At 68.5% G+C, this 15104-nt stretch carries 14 protein-coding genes; 9 read left to right on the top strand and 5 right to left on the bottom strand.

Annotated elements, in window-relative coordinates:
- The first annotated feature begins 956 nt into the window (after positions 1–956).
- Positions 957–1220, top strand: coding sequence for an SAV_915 family protein (locus ACFFRH_RS00175; protein WP_386153030.1), 264 nt, complete (start codon positions 957–959; stop codon positions 1218–1220).
- 407 nt (positions 1221–1627) lie between these two features.
- On the opposite strand, the gene ACFFRH_RS00170 is transcribed toward ACFFRH_RS00175, so the two are convergent.
- The 3 genes from ACFFRH_RS00170 to ACFFRH_RS00160 form a co-directional block, all read right to left on the bottom strand.
- Complete coding sequence (locus ACFFRH_RS00170) at positions 1628–2497, bottom strand: class II glutamine amidotransferase (protein ID WP_344749205.1); 870 nt, start codon at positions 2495–2497, stop codon at positions 1628–1630.
- Between the two features lie 81 nt (positions 2498–2578).
- Complete coding sequence (gene gad, locus ACFFRH_RS00165) at positions 2579–4009, bottom strand: glutamate decarboxylase (protein ID WP_344749204.1); 1431 nt, start codon at positions 4007–4009, stop codon at positions 2579–2581.
- Between the two features lie 114 nt (positions 4010–4123).
- Complete coding sequence (locus ACFFRH_RS00160; protein WP_386153027.1) at positions 4124–4921, bottom strand: DUF4184 family protein; 798 nt, start codon at positions 4919–4921, stop codon at positions 4124–4126.
- 331 nt (positions 4922–5252) lie between these two features.
- Here ACFFRH_RS00160 and ACFFRH_RS00155 point away from each other — a divergent pair, with 331 nt between their 5' ends.
- The 8 genes from ACFFRH_RS00155 (at position 5253) to ACFFRH_RS00120 (ending at position 13664) form a co-directional block, all read left to right on the top strand.
- Entirely contained in the window at positions 5253–5846 is a 594-nt protein-coding gene (locus ACFFRH_RS00155) for an RNA polymerase sigma factor (protein ID WP_344749207.1), read from the top strand.
- Complete coding sequence (locus ACFFRH_RS00150; protein ID WP_386153024.1) at positions 5839–7047, top strand: hypothetical protein; 1209 nt, start codon at positions 5839–5841, stop codon at positions 7045–7047. Before ACFFRH_RS00155 ends, ACFFRH_RS00150 begins: the two co-directional genes overlap by 8 nt.
- 114 nt (positions 7048–7161) lie before the next feature.
- On the top strand, positions 7162–8745 hold the full coding sequence (locus ACFFRH_RS00145) for a heparinase II/III family protein (RefSeq protein ID WP_344749201.1): 1584 nt from the start codon (positions 7162–7164) through the stop codon (positions 8743–8745).
- A gap of 76 nt (positions 8746–8821) precedes the next feature.
- Positions 8822–9394, top strand: coding sequence for a riboflavin biosynthesis intermediates N-glycosidase (gene ybiA / locus ACFFRH_RS00140; RefSeq protein ID WP_344749199.1), 573 nt, complete (start codon positions 8822–8824; stop codon positions 9392–9394).
- Between the two features lie 181 nt (positions 9395–9575).
- On the top strand, positions 9576–10328 hold the full coding sequence (locus tag ACFFRH_RS00135; protein WP_386153020.1) for a hypothetical protein: 753 nt from the start codon (positions 9576–9578) through the stop codon (positions 10326–10328).
- Positions 10329–10735: 407 nt separating this feature from the next.
- The gene (locus tag ACFFRH_RS00130) at positions 10736–11503 is read left to right on the top strand and encodes a sulfite exporter TauE/SafE family protein (RefSeq protein ID WP_344749197.1); all 768 of its coding nucleotides are present in this window, start codon (positions 10736–10738) and stop codon (positions 11501–11503) included.
- 485 nt (positions 11504–11988) lie between these two features.
- Positions 11989–12795 carry a HipA family kinase gene (locus ACFFRH_RS00125; RefSeq protein WP_344749196.1) on the top strand — a complete coding sequence of 269 codons (807 nt, stop codon included), beginning with the start codon at positions 11989–11991 and terminating at the stop codon, positions 12793–12795.
- On the top strand, positions 12792–13664 hold the full coding sequence (locus ACFFRH_RS00120; protein WP_344749195.1) for a DUF3037 domain-containing protein: 873 nt from the start codon (positions 12792–12794) through the stop codon (positions 13662–13664). Before ACFFRH_RS00125 ends, ACFFRH_RS00120 begins: the two co-directional genes overlap by 4 nt.
- A gap of 53 nt (positions 13665–13717) precedes the next feature.
- Here the strand turns inward: ACFFRH_RS00120 and ACFFRH_RS00115 are convergent, their stop codons facing one another.
- Entirely contained in the window at positions 13718–14224 is a 507-nt protein-coding gene (locus tag ACFFRH_RS00115) for a hypothetical protein (protein ID WP_386153017.1), read from the bottom strand.
- Positions 14225–14401: 177 nt separating this feature from the next.
- Positions 14402–15088 (bottom strand): methyltransferase domain-containing protein, encoded by a 687-nt coding sequence (locus ACFFRH_RS00110; RefSeq protein WP_386153014.1) that lies wholly within the window; start codon positions 15086–15088, stop codon positions 14402–14404.
- Positions 15089–15104: the final 16 nt, after the last annotated feature.

Raw genomic sequence — 15104 nt, 5'->3', positions numbered from 1 at the left:
CCAATAGCCGCAAATCGTTGGCTGGCCGAATCTGCCAGTCGAGCGAAACATTAGCAGCGAGCTCCGATCCAGTCGATGACCCCGAATATTTGTTTCTCGCCCGACAAGGTCAACATTTCCACTGACATCAATGTCGACATCTCCCTCTTTCGCCATAAGGCCATTCTCAAGCAAAAGACAGCCAAAGCCGGTTCCCTCTTTCTTGGCTCTTCCTTTCCCCGCCCACGGACACCTCGGTCGCAGAGGGCGGACGGTCACATCGGCCCCGATCCGACCTGACAGCGCAGGTCGCGGGCTCGTCGCGGGCTGCCAAGCCCGGTCGAGGGAGAAGGAGTCTCCGGCGGACGGGAGGGTTTCCGGCCAGGATCGAGCGAAAAACGTACGGCATCGACAGCCGTCCATCGATCCATTCTTTCCGCACCGGGTTTCCGCGACCGGAGCGCCCGCGGGACGGCAGGGAAAACAAAGGAAAGGGAAGCTCCGGCAGCCTCCGAACGCATGATGTCCGATTGTTCACGAAAAATCATGACTGTTCATATTGGGTTGCTCAATAGCCCCGCGCACCTTCCACTCCGCGAGCACCTCATGGATGGCCGTACGCCATCCACATGCACAAGACCCCCGGCCACGGCCCGGTGCGGACAGGTCCCGCGCGGGATCACCCGGTTCGACAGGACCGCACAATCGCGGGCGGCGGAGCGGAACGACCGGTGGGACACCTCCCGTTCGACAGGACGGCAGAGCCGCAGGCGGTACAGCGGAACGGGCGGCAGACACCTCCGTACGGGCCCGGCCGGGAGAGGACGCGCCCGCGGACGCCTGGACAGCGGGACGTCACGCGTCAATGTGACATCAACGCTTCTATCCTCCCCGTCTGGATCCTGTAGAGATCACACCGAAAGCCATCAGAAAGGGGATAACGTCGTTTTCGTACGAGTTCTCACCAGGAGGAAGCAATGTCGGAAGTCCCGTTATACGTACCGGTCCGTGAAGGCGCCTTCAGCATGTCGCTGCGCCTGTTCAGGACCGATTCGGGCAGGAGGACGGCAGCCGCCTTCTCCTCGCCGATGCGCCTGACCAAGGTGCTCGGCGCCGACCAGCGCTGGATCCGGCTCACCGAGCCCGCGCTTCGGCACATGATCGAAGATCTGAACGTCACCGGCGTCGTGATCGACCCCGCCGGGACGACGGCTCGCCGGACATCCCCTCAGGCCGCGTGATGTGCGTCCTCACGCAGGATCTGGAATACCAGACCTGCCAGACCTGCCAGACCTGCCAGACCGCCTCCGCGACGGGAGGCGTACGGGAACATCGTCCGGCGGCCGGGAGCGTCGGCACACCCGCTCGCCACCCGTCACCGTCACCGTCACCGAGGGAACCTTCGGCGGGAAAACCTTCGGCGGGGGAACCTCCGATGAGGGAACCGGCAGCGGGGAGACGGTCAGCAGGGGAACGATCCGCCCGTGCGGCGATCCCGTCGACCTGGCGCGGGTTCCTTCTCGCACGTCCCTCCGGCCATCGGCCTCGGCGGCCCCGGACCTGACACCGCGCGACCTCGTCCCCGACCGGCGGCCCGATCCGCGCCTCGCGAGACGCGAGACGCGAGACGGGTGACCGGTGTCAGGTGTCAGGTGACCTGCTGCGAGGCGGCGGCCTCGGGACGCAGGTCGGCGAGGCTCAGCCGGTGCGCGGGCTCGTCGGGCAGCACGATCCGGCGGGTGGGGACGAGACCCGGTCCGACGTGGAGCAGTTCCCCGGGCTCCATCGGGCACCAGTCGGGATGGTCGTCCATGCGTTCGCTGGCGACCACGAACGAGGGGACCTGGGCGAGGTCTTGGGAGCGGACACGCATGCGGCCGCCGCTGCCGCTCTGGTCGAGGTGCCGGCCGCCGTGGCATCCTCCGGCGGCGCGCTGGAGCAGGTGCAGTTCGTGGGTGTCGGGGTACCGCAGTGCCCACAGTTCCCGCGGAGTGGTGAGGACGATGTTGAGGGCGTAGACGGGCAGGTTCCCGGCGACCCAGCGGGCGGCGGCCTCGATACCGGCGGCGACGTCGCCGCCGCGCGCCCTGGTCTCGCGGGTGATCAGCGCGAAGAAGCGCTCGGAGTCGGTCTCCCCCCCGACCAGCCTCCGATACTCGCCCAGCTCCGCGTCGAGTTCGTCCAGGCCCTCGATCACCCCGTTGTGGGCGAGGAGCCGCCCGTCCTGCAGGAAGGGGTGCGTGTTGCGCTTGTCCAGGCCACCGGTGGAGGCGAAGCGGACGTGGGCCAGGAAGGTGGTGGACTCCGTCCACTTGGCCTCCTCCGCGAAACACCGGTCCTCGAAGGCGGCGACGGGGGCCTTGTGCACCTTCGGGGTGCCGTCGGCGCCGAAGAACCCCAGGCCGACCCCGTCGGGATATTGGCGACTCTGCTCGCTGAGGCTGTCCGGCGCCTCCAGGAGCCAGAAGGTGGCGCACGTACGCCGAGGCGCGCTGCTCATGCCAAACAAACGGCACATCCCGATGTCTCCTTCTTCTCCTCCGGCCGCGTCGGTTCTCCCCCGACCGGCGTGGGCGTCCTCGGGCGCCGCCGTACACCTTCAGCCGTGACCGTGACGCCGAGGGCTCTTGCTCTCGGTGCCGTGCGCGAAGCCTCCGGCGTCGTCGGCGGTGCGACGCGGTCCGCCCTGGGCCTCCAGCCGGGGCAGGACCCTGCGCAGGTCCTCCATCAGCAGGTCGGCCAGGTCGTGGCTGAAGCCGTTGCGGACGACGACGCGCAGCACCGCCAGGTCCGTACGGTTCTCGGGGAAGGTGTAGGCGGGCACCAGCCAGCCGCGCTCACGCAGCGCGGCGGAGACGTCGAAGACCGTGAAGTCGTCGATCCCCTCCCGTACCCGGAAGGCGAACACCGGGGTCTCGTGGCCATCGGTGATCAGCTCGAAGCGGCCCAGCCCGGCGATCTCCCCGGCCAGGCGGGTCGCCACGTCCCGGCAGGTCCGCTGCACCCGGCGGTAACCGTCGAAGCCCAGCCTCAGGAAGTTGTAGTACTGCGCGACCACCTGGGCACCCGGCCGGGAGAAGTTCAGTGCGAAGGTCGGCATGTCCCCGCCGAGGTAGTTGACGTGGAAGACCAGGTCGTCGGGGAGCGCGGAGGCGTCGCGCCACAGCACCCAGCCCACCCCGGGCATCACCAGGCCGTACTTGTGCCCGGAGGTGTTGATCGACGCCACCCGCGGCACCCGGAAGTCCCAGTGCAGGTCCGGGTCGAGGAAAGGGGCGATCATGGCGCCGGAGGCGCCGTCCACATGGATCGGCACGTCGAGTCCGGTACGGGTCTGCAACTCGTCCAGGGCCGCGGCGATGCCGGCGACCGGCTCGTAGCTGCCGTCGAACGTGGAGCCGAGGACGGCGACGACGCCGATGGTGTTCTCGTCGCACGACTCGACCGCCGTCTCGGGGCTCAGGTGGTATCGGTCGCCCTCCATGGGCACGTACCGGGGTTCGACGTCGAAGTAGTCGGCGAACTTCTCCCAGCAGATCTGCACGTTGACGCCCATCACCAGGTTGGGCCGGTCGGCGGGGCGGCCCTCCTCCCGGCGCCGGTGCCGCCAGCGCCGCTTGAGCGCCAGACCGCCCAGCATCGCCGCCTCACTCGACCCGGTCGTCGAGCAGCCCGTCGCGCGATGGGGATCCTCGGCGTGCCAGAGCCGGGCGAGCATGTCCACGCATCGCGTCTCCAGCTCCGCGGTCTGCGGGTACTCGTCCTTGTCGATCATGTTCTTCTCGACGCACTCGGCCATCAGCCTCAGCGCCTGCGGCTCCGCCCAGGTGGTGACGAACGTCGCGAGGTTCAGCCGCGCGTTGCCGTCCAGCATCAACTCGTCGTGCACCAGCTGGTACGCCGTGTCCGGCTCCATCTCCCCGTCCGGCATGGCGTGCCGCGGGACCCGGAGAGGCTCCCGGCTGAAGACCGGGTTGATCTCCAGGTCCCGGCTCCCGCGCCCGGTGTGACCGGGCCGCCTCAGCGGCATCGTCCACGTCCTTCCCGAGCTGATCAAGCACCGTGAGCTGGGGTTTTCCCCTTGAACGAGGTACCCCGCCACCGCCGTGCGACACCACCCGCGGACGCGCGGGATCGGGGACCGTCAACGAACGTGATCTTCGATTCGGTCCGGCCGGGGCGTGTCCCCCAGGGACCGGTGCGTGTCCCGCCGGGAGCGTGTTACCGACCACACGTGCCACACGACCGTGTAGCCGGCCAGGACGGCGCCGCCCCCGATCATCCCGCCCAGGATCACGCAGCGGACCAGGTCGTACAGGCTCACCGCGGCACGGTCACCGGTCCCCAGCACGGCCGCGCCGACACCCGCGGCGCCCAGCCCGGCGACGAGGACCCGGCCGCGCCACCGTCCCGTCACGCCGGGCCGATGCCCCGGCCGTACGGCGGCGCGCCGGTACCACAGGGCGAACCAGCAGGCCAGGACCACGAGCCCGCCCAGCGAACTGACGTACATCACCACGTTGAACACCCGGTGCGCCCCGACGACCGAGACGCGCATCGCCGGCCAGTGCACCACGGCGAAGCCTCCCACCTGGGTGAACCCGTCCCACACCAGGTGCGTGGCGACGCCGGTCAGCAGCGCGGCCACCACCGCGACCCCACGCCCGTACGGCGCCCGGTCGGGCAGCCGCGCGCGCAACCCGTCCGGGGCGAGCGCCGTCAACGGCGCGCGCAGCAACAGGTCGAAGACGACGAGCACCGCCACTCCCACGGGCAGATCCACCAGCAACGCGCCCGGCCAGCCGTGGGTGATCTTCGAGGAGAAGGGCAGCGGCAGGTAGTACGGCAGGTCGGGCACCATCGCGCCGACCGCCAGCGCCGAAGGGGGCAACCATCGTCGCAGCGGCAGGATCGCGACGGTGTGGCTCAGGGTGAAGGGCACGCCCCATTATCGGCTTCACCGGCGCGGGCGGTGATCATGCCGTGGGCGGCCGGCGCCGAGCCCCTCCGCACAGGTGGCCGGCCCGCCGGAGCCCGGCCCGCACAACCGGCCGGTCGCGACCATCGGGAACGATCATGCCAAGGAGCCCATGCCCATGCCCATGCCCGTACCCGTGCCTGTAGGGCGCCGGGACGCCCGTCGGCGTGCCTGTCGTCCGTGATCGTTGTCCGTGACGGTGACCGTGAAAGCACATCGGTGGATCGGGGGATAAAGGGTGATCGCCGATCGCGTCCGGAGGGTTGCACATGACGGGAAGACCATCGTGACCACGATGTCCTGGACCGCTCGTCCGGCGGACGACGCCGAGGTCGTCCGGCTCTCCCTCGTCGAGCCCGAGCGGTTCAGCGCGATCTTCGACCTCCACTTCCACGAGATCCACCGCTATGTCGCGCAGAGGCTCGGCACCGACGGCGCGGAGGACGTCGTGGCGGAGACGTTTCTCACCGCGTTCCGCAAGCGGGCGCTCTACGACCCGTCGCGTGCCGGCGTGCGAGCGTGGTTGTACGGCATCGCGACCAACCTCATCGGCAAACAGCGTCGTGTCGAGGTGCGCGCGCTGCGCGCGTTCGGGCGCCACGGCCCGGATCCCGACTCCCCCGGGCACGAGGAACGGGTCGCGGCGCGGGTCAGCGCGGAGAGCCTGCGGCCGAGCCTCGCGACGGCCCTGGCCGGACTCCACCGGCGAGACCGCGACGTCCTGCTCCTCGTGGCCCTGGCCGGGCTCAGCCACGAGGAGATCTCCAGCGCCCTGGGCATCCCGTACGGAACCGTCGGGTCACGCCTGAACCGGGCCAGGAGAAAGCTGCGAACCGCGCTGGGTGGTACCAACCCCATGCTCGAACCCGAGGAGACCGATCGTGGATGAGCTGGAGAGGGTCCGCGAACTGTACGGCGAACCGCAGGCCGATCCGTTCCTCAAGGCCAGGGTATTCGGCCGGTTGGAGGCCGAGCCTCGGCGCCGCCGCCGTCGACTGTCGTGGACTGTGGCGGCGACCGGTCTCGCCACCACCGTGGCCGTGGCCATGGCTGTGGTGGTGACCGTTCCGGCGATGACGGGGAGCGGGACCACGGAGATCCCCGGAAGGTCGGTCCTTCTCGCGGCTGCCACCCGCGCGGAGGCGGATCCAGCGACGACGGGCACGTACTGGCGCGTCAGGAAGCTGCACCGCAGGACGCATCCGGAGCCGCTGGGGAGGGGCGAGAACCGCTATCGGGTGGTGGAGTCGTGGCTCACCGAACAGTGGGCCGCCAGGGACGGCAGGATCTGGGCCGGTTCCCGGGTGCTGGGGGCGCGCCCGGGAACCGAGGCCGACACGGAGACCTGGCGCCGTGACGGTTCTCCCACCGAATGGGCGGGAGTGGATCCGTACCAGCCCCCGCCACAGGGCTCGCCGCAGTCGCCTTCACAGGCCTCGTCACGGAACCCGTCGCAATCCCCGTCACAGGGCTCGTCACGGAACCCGTCACGAGGCTCGTCACAGGGCCGGGAAGGAGCGCTGTCCGCGTCGCCGGGCAAGGGCGTGCTCAAGGCCGTCACCGGCAGGGCGGCTTTCAGCATGGCCGGTCGCGACATGACCTTCGAGCAGATCCAGGAGCTTTCGGCCGACCCCGCCGCCCTGAAGAAGCAGATCTCCGCGATGGTGCGAGGCGTGCCGGGCGGTTCCGGTGGCTCACCCGGCCTGGACGATGACTCGGGCGGCCTGGACGCTGGTGTCGTGGCGGACGCGCTCAGCGGTCTGCTGTGGAGCAAGCCGTCGTCGCCCGAGGTGCGGGCGGCCGCCTACCGGGCCCTGGCGGAGCTGCCGAACGTCCGCTACCTGGGTACGGCGACGGACGAGCGAGGCAGGAAGGGAGCCGCTTTCTCGTTCACCGTGCCAGCCTCCTCAACCGCGCTTCTCCCCGTCCCCCCGCCCATTCGGCGGACGCTGATCATCGATGTCGTCAGTTCCCGCGTGCTGTCCTCGACCGACACGGGCGGACCGGGCACGGAGGAGGAGGACGAGGTCGAGGTGGTCCTGGAGGCCGGCTGGACGGACGACGAGCCCGCCCCTCCCGCACTCCCTTAGCCCGCCCTTCCCGAACCGCGCCTGCCCGGCCACCGCCTTCCCACCACACCCGTGTCGGCGCACGGTACGCGGGTGCGCGAAAACACCCGTACCACCACATTTTGGAGCGAACACGTGTTTCAGCGCGCCCGCGGGGCCATCGGCCTGTCAGGGAACCGTCCCGCCCCACTCTCCCTGGCGACGACGGACGGCCCGGTCGTCCACCCGGCCGAGTGGTTCCCGGCGATCAAGGTGGCCGAGGTCATGCGGGGCCGGGTCACGTTCGTCGGTCTGCCTCCCGTCGACCTGGGCCCGGACATCGACTGGCGCCTCGACCCGTACCGCAACCGTTCCTGGACGCTGAACCTCCACGCGATGAGGTGGATGGGACGGCTGGTCGGGGAGTACGAGCGGTCGGGGAGACAGGAGTACCTCACCCGTGCCACCGAGATCGCCGGCGACTGGGTCCGGAAGAACCCGCGCGGCGGGACCGGCGTCAGCCCCTGGGCGTGGGCCGAGCATCCGGTCGCGCTGCGCGCACCGGCGCTGGTCTGCCTCAGCGCGTACGTGCGTGCCGCCTGGCTGTCCGACAGCCTGGTCGAGCACGCCGCGATCCTGTCCGACCCGGCCCTCTACCGTCAGGGACACAACCACGGCCTGGACCAGGACATCGCGCTGCTCGCGATCGGCTGCCGTCTCCGGCGGGAACGGTGGAGGGACCTGGCCATCCGGCGGATGACCGAGTCCGCGGAACTCTCCATCGACGCGCAGGGGGCGCTGCACGAGCAGGCACCGAGGTACGGCGTCTACGTCCACCGGCGGCTGGGAACGGCCATCGCGGCGATCGAGAGGTGCGGGGCCGAGATTCCCGCGGATCTCGCCGCGCGACGGACATCGCTGGAGACGTACGTCAGCCATGCCACCCAGCCCGACGGCCGTCTGGTGCCGATCGGTGACAGCCCGGCCGACACGCGTCCCGAGGGTTTCCCGCACGGGGAGGGCACGGTGAAGGTGTTCGACTGTGGCTACGTCTTCGGCAGGACGGCGTGGGACGACCCGGCATCCGCCCACTACTCGATCAGGTTCGGCCCCGGACGCCGCCTGCACGGCCACGAGGACCACCTGGGTGTCACCTATCACGCCCACGGCCGGGACATCCTGGTGGAGGCGGGCTTCCACTCCTACGAGAGAACGGCCTACCGGGAGTGGACGGCCTCCCCCGAGGCGCACAACGTCCCCGTCGTCGTGGGCGCCGCCTTCCGCGAGGGCACGGCGACCCGCCTCGCGAGCTCGTCCACAGGCCGCACCCGCCAGTCCTACACGCTCACCGACGACGCGTACGGCGTCAGTCGCACGCGCTCGGTCCCGGCCGGGTCGGCGCTGCGCAACCTGTGGCACGTGGGCCCGTCGCTCAGGGTGGTCTCCAATCGCGACGGCAGGGTGGTGCTGGCCGACGGGGACTGGCGGGCGACGCTGCTGCAACTCGCGATGCCCTCTCTCCGGCCGATCGGCGGCCAGGAGGTACGGGCCTGCGCGATCTCGACGGGTTACCTCAGGAAAGTGGACACGGTGACGGTGCTCTCTCCTCCGGCCGCCTCTCTGCTGACCCTGATCGTCCCGGGCACCGCAGACCCTGAGGTCACCGTCTCCGAGGAGAAGGTGACCGTCCACACCCCCGACGGCCCGGTTTTCTTCGCTCCGTCCCTCGCCCTCCCCTGACGGACGCCTTGGTCCCCGTCGAACCGGTCCGGTAACCCGGTGGCCGTCCGGCGTCCACCCGTGGCACGGTGTACGGGTGTCCGATCTCATCAGAGCGCCCCGCTCGGTCGCCGAGGCCGTCGCCGCCGAGCGAGACGGCGAACGGTTGCGTTACCTGTTCTTCTGGGGCCACCGGCCGCCGCGTGACGGCGGGGTCGGCGCCGGATGCCTCAGCCAGTGGTGGGAGGCCGTCTTCACCACGGAGGGGCACGACTTCCGGTCGGCAGAGCACTACATGATGGCGCACAAGGCGTGGCTGTTCGGCGACGACGAGACCGCCGGGCGGATCCTCGCCGCCGAGCACCCCGGCGAGGCGAAGAAGCTCGGCCGCGAGGTCCGCGGCTTCGACGGCGCCGTGTGGGACGAACATCGCTACGAGATCGTGGTGCGCGGCAACGTCGCCAAGTTCGGTGAGCACCCCGAGCTGAGGGACTTCCTGCTCGGCACCCGCTCCCGCGTCCTGGTCGAGGCCAGCCCCGTCGACCGGGTCTGGGGCATCGGGCTCGCCGCCGACGACGAACGCGCCGCCTCCCCCGCAACGTGGCGGGGCCTGAACCTGCTCGGCTTCGCCCTCATGGACGCCCGCGACGCCCTCGACGCCACACCGTGAACGGACACCCGCGACACCCTCGGTGACCACGATGACCGGACCCGTCCTCCCCGACGCGCCGCCCCTCATCCGCACATGGTTTCGTCATGACCGGGGAGGAGCGGCCGGAAGTGGCCTACTCCATCCCCGGAAACTGAGATTCCCTTCGCGTTGATGTTCGCCCCTGCGATCATGCTTCATGATGATTCGCGCACTGGCGACCACTGCCGGGGTTTTCGTCCTGTTATTCGCCGGTACGGTCAGCACGGCCACCGCTTCCGCCGGTCCCATCGTCGGGGCTCCGGAACTGACCCATAACCCGCTCTACAAGCAGGGCCGCCTCCCCGCGGTCTCCTGCAAGGTGACCAAGGGCACCAGCAGGGCCTCCACCACGAGATACCTCGACAAGGTCGTCGACTGCCTGAACTCCTCCTGGCGCAGGGCCGTCAAGGGCTTCGTCCCGGTCGGGGTGGGCGCCAAGGCCAAGGTCGAGGAGGGCCCCTGCTTCAGCGGCCTGGAGGTGGCCGGCTCCTTCGCCACCAGCTGCAACGGCTCCGTCCAGGTGCAGCTCGGTTCCGACTGGATCAAGGCGAAGTCCGACCAGGCCATCCTCGTCGAGCTCACGCGCGCGTACGCCGGGGCCATCCAGACGCAGGTGGGCATCAGCAAGGCCTGGTGGGCGTTGCCGGCCGGTGACGAGAAGGACGGCGGCGAAGAGCAGACGCACCGGTTCTACCTGCAGGCCGACTGCATGGGTGGAGTCTCCATGAAGATCCTGGGGCGCTCGGCCAAGAACTGGAGGCCCCTCCTCACCGCGGAGACGCCGAAGGAGTACGGCAGGTTCAACTGGTACGGCAAGCCCGCCAACCGCCTCCACTGGTTCGAGCAGGGCTACAGGTCGCGGGGCCCGGGGGCGTGCAACACCTGGAAGGCTCCCTCCTCGAAGGTCGCCTGACCGAAGAAGGTCCGCACGATGTGGTCCCCGTCGGGGGAAGACTCCCTCGAAGGTCGCCTGCCCCTGTCGGGCCGGAACACTTCGCCGGGCGCCGAAGTGTTTCCGGTTTAGCGTCGGCCACGTGAAACCCTCTTTAGCGTCGGCCACGTGAAATCCTCACCGGACACCGGACGTCAGACGGAATCGCCCACCCCGGTCGCGGTGGGCGTCACCGCCGCGTCGCGGCCCCTGGTCCGCGACTCCATCCGCACAGCCGGCCGGGCCCGTCCGCCGGGAGCCCTCATGCCGGGACGGCTCCTCGGCGAATCGCCGGCCCCGGGAACCCTTGAACCGGTGCGCCGCACGGCATCGCCCTCGCGCGCCTCCCGTCCGGGCACGAACGACGATTCCGCGAGGGAGAAGACCGCGTGACGCCGTGGGAGATGCTCGCCGTCTTCGCCGCGGGTGTCAGCGCCGGAGCCGTCAACACCGCCGTCGGCTCCGGGTCGCTGATCACCTTTCCCGTGCTGCTCGCCACCGGCATGCCACCCGTCACCGCCGCGGTCTCCAACACCCTCGGCCTGATCCCCGGCTCCATCAGCGGGGCCATCGGCTACCGCGCGGAGCTCGGCGGCCAGGGCCGGCGCATCCTGAGGATGAGCGTCGGCGCCCTGCTCGGCGGCCTCACCGGCGCCACGCTCCTGCTGACCCTGCCCGCCACGGCGTTCGAGAGGATCGTGCCGGCCCTGGTGGGCCTCGCCCTCGTCCTGATCGTCTTCCAGCCCCGGATCGGCGAGAGCGTGCGGCGGCGCCGCGAACGCGCCGGCGGCGCCGCCCACCCCGACGGCGGCCCGCTGCTCCTCACCGGACTGACACTCGCCAGCGTCTACGGCGGCTACTTCTCCGCCGCCCAGGGGATCATCTACATGTCCCTGATGGGCATGCTCCTCGACGAGCCCCTGCAACGCCTCAACGCCGTCAGGAACGTCCTCGTCGCCGTCGTCAACACCGCCGCCGCCCTCTTCTTCCTCTTCTCCGCCGATTTCGACTGGACCGCCGTCGCACTCGTCGCGGCCGGTTCCGCCCTCGGCGGCTCGATCGGCGCCAGGGTAGGCCGCCGGCTCAGCCCCACGGTGCTGCGCGCCCTCATCGTGGCGGTCGGCGTCGTCGCCATCATCCAGTTGCTGCGCCCCTGACCCGGGACCTTCGCACCGCGCAGTCTCCGCCCCTGAGCACTCGTCTCCCGGCTCTCACCTCCACCTCGACAGCGGTCGCTTGACGGTGAGGCGAGAGCACCCACCTCGGCCGCCCCTTCCGGCGAGACATCACCATTGTTTAATTGGCCACCTTTACACCCAAATGTCCAGTTAGGGATGCCCAGGTAGGGCAAGTGTCCGTTTCTGGACAGAGTTTTCGTTCAAAATCCCCAAATGGCCCTTGTGGCTGTTTTCGCTGATCACGGTGTTATCCGAATCCAGGGGAACGTCCGAAGCGACACCACCTCTTTGCCGACTCCGACAAAGAGGCTGCTCAGCTGTAATGTAACCCACTTCCCCCAAAGCGAACCTCGAAGGCAAACTCCCGCATCCCCTTATGGCAAAATCGGGAGACGGCTCATCGCTGCTGTTCTATGGTGCTGACAAGCGGAGCCCTATACACGATTAAGAAGAGGGCGGTCGCGTTGGCTGAGCTGGAAGATTGGGCTGGGCTGGTCGGCGGCCGAGATGACAGCTTCAACGACTTGAGTGTGACCATGCTCATGACTCCAGGCGGCAACACCTTCGCAAGCCCATTTCTGGCAGCCGCCAGCGACGGTCGCCGCTACTGGGTCAAATGCGTTGATACCTGTCCAGAATACGCCAAAATGTCGGTAGCCATCGAACACATCGTGTCAGGCGTCGGACGGTTGATCGGCGCCCCCGTATGCGACAGCAGTCTCATCCGGATCCCGGACGAGCTCACCGGTTCCCCGGCGGGTCGAGGACACCTCAAAGCAGGAATTGCGCACGCAAGCCTCGCCCTGCCCAACGCGATCGAACGCCGTCACGCCTTGGCGTCCCGGTCCCAGGATGACAACCAGCGGAGACAGGCCAGTATCTATGCGCTGTGGGACTGGTGCTTCGGCTGTGATCCACAGTGGTTGTACGACCTCGACAGCGACGAGAGCATCTATAGCCATGATCACGGCCTCTACTTGCCGACCAACGATGGGCACTGGAAGAGGTCGTATCTGGTCCAGTGCGCCGACGAACCCAACGAACTCCCCGACGCACCACACGGCCTCAGTGAGGAGGCGGTTGAGGAAGTGTCGGCGGCACTTGAGAAAATCAACCGTGATGCTCTCGTCAACGTCCTGCGTGGCGTGCCAGCATCATGGCCAGTTAGTGACGACGATCTGGAGGCGCTTGGCTGGTTCCTTGAACACAGGGCACCCGCTGTTGCCGATCGCGTCCGATCATTGATTGGAAGGGAGGTCAGGTCCAGATGAGTCGCTACATTTATTCGATCATCAGATGTCTCCCCGATCCACGAACAGGCGAGTTCGCCAACTATGGGGCGATAGCCGGAGATCCTGTCACGGGAGACTGGGAGATCCGTCAGCTCAGCAAGACTGACCGGGTTCGCAGGTTCGTAGGCGTTCCGGCGCTGGAGATCGCCAACAGCTTCATGTTGCGGCTGGGCACAGAGATCGACACTCAGCGCGCAGCCATGGAAGGCGACGGCGAGCCGCTTGGCGAAGCCTGGTTGCAGCAATTGCACCATGACCACCGCAATGTTGTTCAGCTAAGTCCACCAGCCCCCATTCTGGCAGACAACGCCCGTGAAGCACTGCAGCTCATATTCGAACACGTTATCGTCGACCCTGTCGCTCAACCCCGCCAAGCATCGGTGACCAAAGACTCGCTCACCCGCAAACTGCGTGAGGTCTATCGCCAAGTGGACATTGATCCATCACTGGTGCGTCAGCGTCCCCAGGTGTTCGTGGGCGCCCATGTGAACTACACGGTGGACTTCGCCATCGCCAATGGTCACGCAGTGCAATTAACGCAAGCCTGGTCCTTCAGGCGATCTGGACTCGATGAAGTGTCGATGCAGGTCAAAGCGTGGGGATACGCGCTGGATCGGCTACGACAGGGCGAAGAAGCCCGAGTGATCGACTCAACCAATCAGCAAGTGAGCACCATCGACAGCAGCGTGGACCTGCAAGTTGTCATTGCCCCACCTCAGACCGCGGCGCAGGAAAGAGTCTTCGAGGAAGCAAAGGAGGTGTTTGCCGGTCTGTCCGCTCAAGTGCACTCCCTTGATGACGTCGAGGCTGTAGGGGCCCGCGCGGAACGATTGGTGAAGCGCTCTTAGGTACATAAAAGACGCCCCGCTTCGTGCTGGAGCGGGGCGTTTCGCATCTGGCGTCAAGCGTGAATGCCTGCGACGCATCGTCGTAGCTTGTAGCCGATGTAGCGGATGCAGTTCGCCTGGATATCACCGGAGTCGATGGCGGCCTGCTCGTGAGCGGCGGTGACGTCGGCCAGGTCGCAGAAGAAGTATGGGCCCTCCTCCAACAGGTAGGTGTCGAATCGTGCCCTCAGTCCCCGCATCATGTCCTGGCCGGTGTGCAGGTGTTCATTCTGGCTCCAGGTCTGGATGTAGCCGTCCCATGGTCGGCTTGACGCCTGCCAGGCTTCGCGGTGCCGATCGAGCCAACCGTCGCCGTCACCGGTCGGCAGGCGGGCAAAGCACCACTGCGCGGTGGCGTCGTCGAAGCGTTCCCACGCCCACTCCACGACCACTACGACACCGCCCGGCACCACGGCCCCGGCCATGCGGTCCAGGACGTCGTCCAGGTCGGCCACGTGGCGCAGTGACGTGCAGGCAACAATCCCCGCCACTGGCTCGGCCGACGTGTACTGCTCGAACACCATCTGGTGGTAGTCGGGTCCATGTGGGGCCTGTGGGTCGATTCCCGCCGGGGCGTAGCCGTGCGCCTGCAGGTGGGGACGAATCCGCCGAGCGGCCCGCAGCCGACCTCCAGGATCGGTGCCGGTGGGGATGGCAGGTGCTCGCGGACGAACGGCCATGTCGCGGCGAGCCGGCGTTCATCGGGAGTCACGGTGCTCTCCTGGGCCTGGGGGAATGGTGTCCGGGCGCCGGCGCAGGGCGAACCAGAAGGTGGGCACCGGGTTCGTGCCCGGCGTGGTGTCGACCAGGTCCCAGCCGGCGAACCTGGCGCGCAGCTCATCGGCGGTGACACCGAATATCGGGTCGTCGAACGCCTCAGGGCCGTACCCGAACATCAGCAGCCGGGCGCCGGGAGCGGCACGGCGGGTGAGTCCGGCGGCGTAGGCGTCGCGGCGGTGCGGCGGGATCCCGCAGTAACAGCTCAGGTCGAAGAACAGGTCATAAGGTCCGGGCACGTCCAGCTCGTCGAGGCGAGTGGCGTCTCCGCACAGCAGCCGTACCGCCGTCCCCGCCGCAGCAGCCTTGGCCCGGGCCTGCTCGACTGCCCGGTCGATCAGATCGACGGCCACGACCTCCCAGCCATGCCGGGCCAGATAGACGGCGTTGGTTCCGGTGCCGCAGCCGAGTTCCAGAGCGCGGCCGGGCGGCGGCGCGCCGTGCCCCTCCACCAGGGCGACCAGTTCGGGCGGCGTGACGCCGGTGTCCCAGGGCGGCTTGCCGGCGCGGTAGTAGTCCTCCAGCGCGCGTCGGACGGCCTCCTCCTGGTCGCGTTCGGCACCGACCCGGCCGGCGTCCGTCCCCTGAGCAGTGTTCGACTGCTCCATGGCTCCCTCCTCCAAG

This window comes from Streptosporangium vulgare (assembly GCF_042428775.1).
In the GTDB taxonomy this organism is placed as follows: domain Bacteria; phylum Actinomycetota; class Actinomycetes; order Streptosporangiales; family Streptosporangiaceae; genus Streptosporangium; species Streptosporangium vulgare.
Note: the sequence above shows the minus strand (reverse complement) of the source record. Positions and strands in the feature narration are given on the sequence as shown.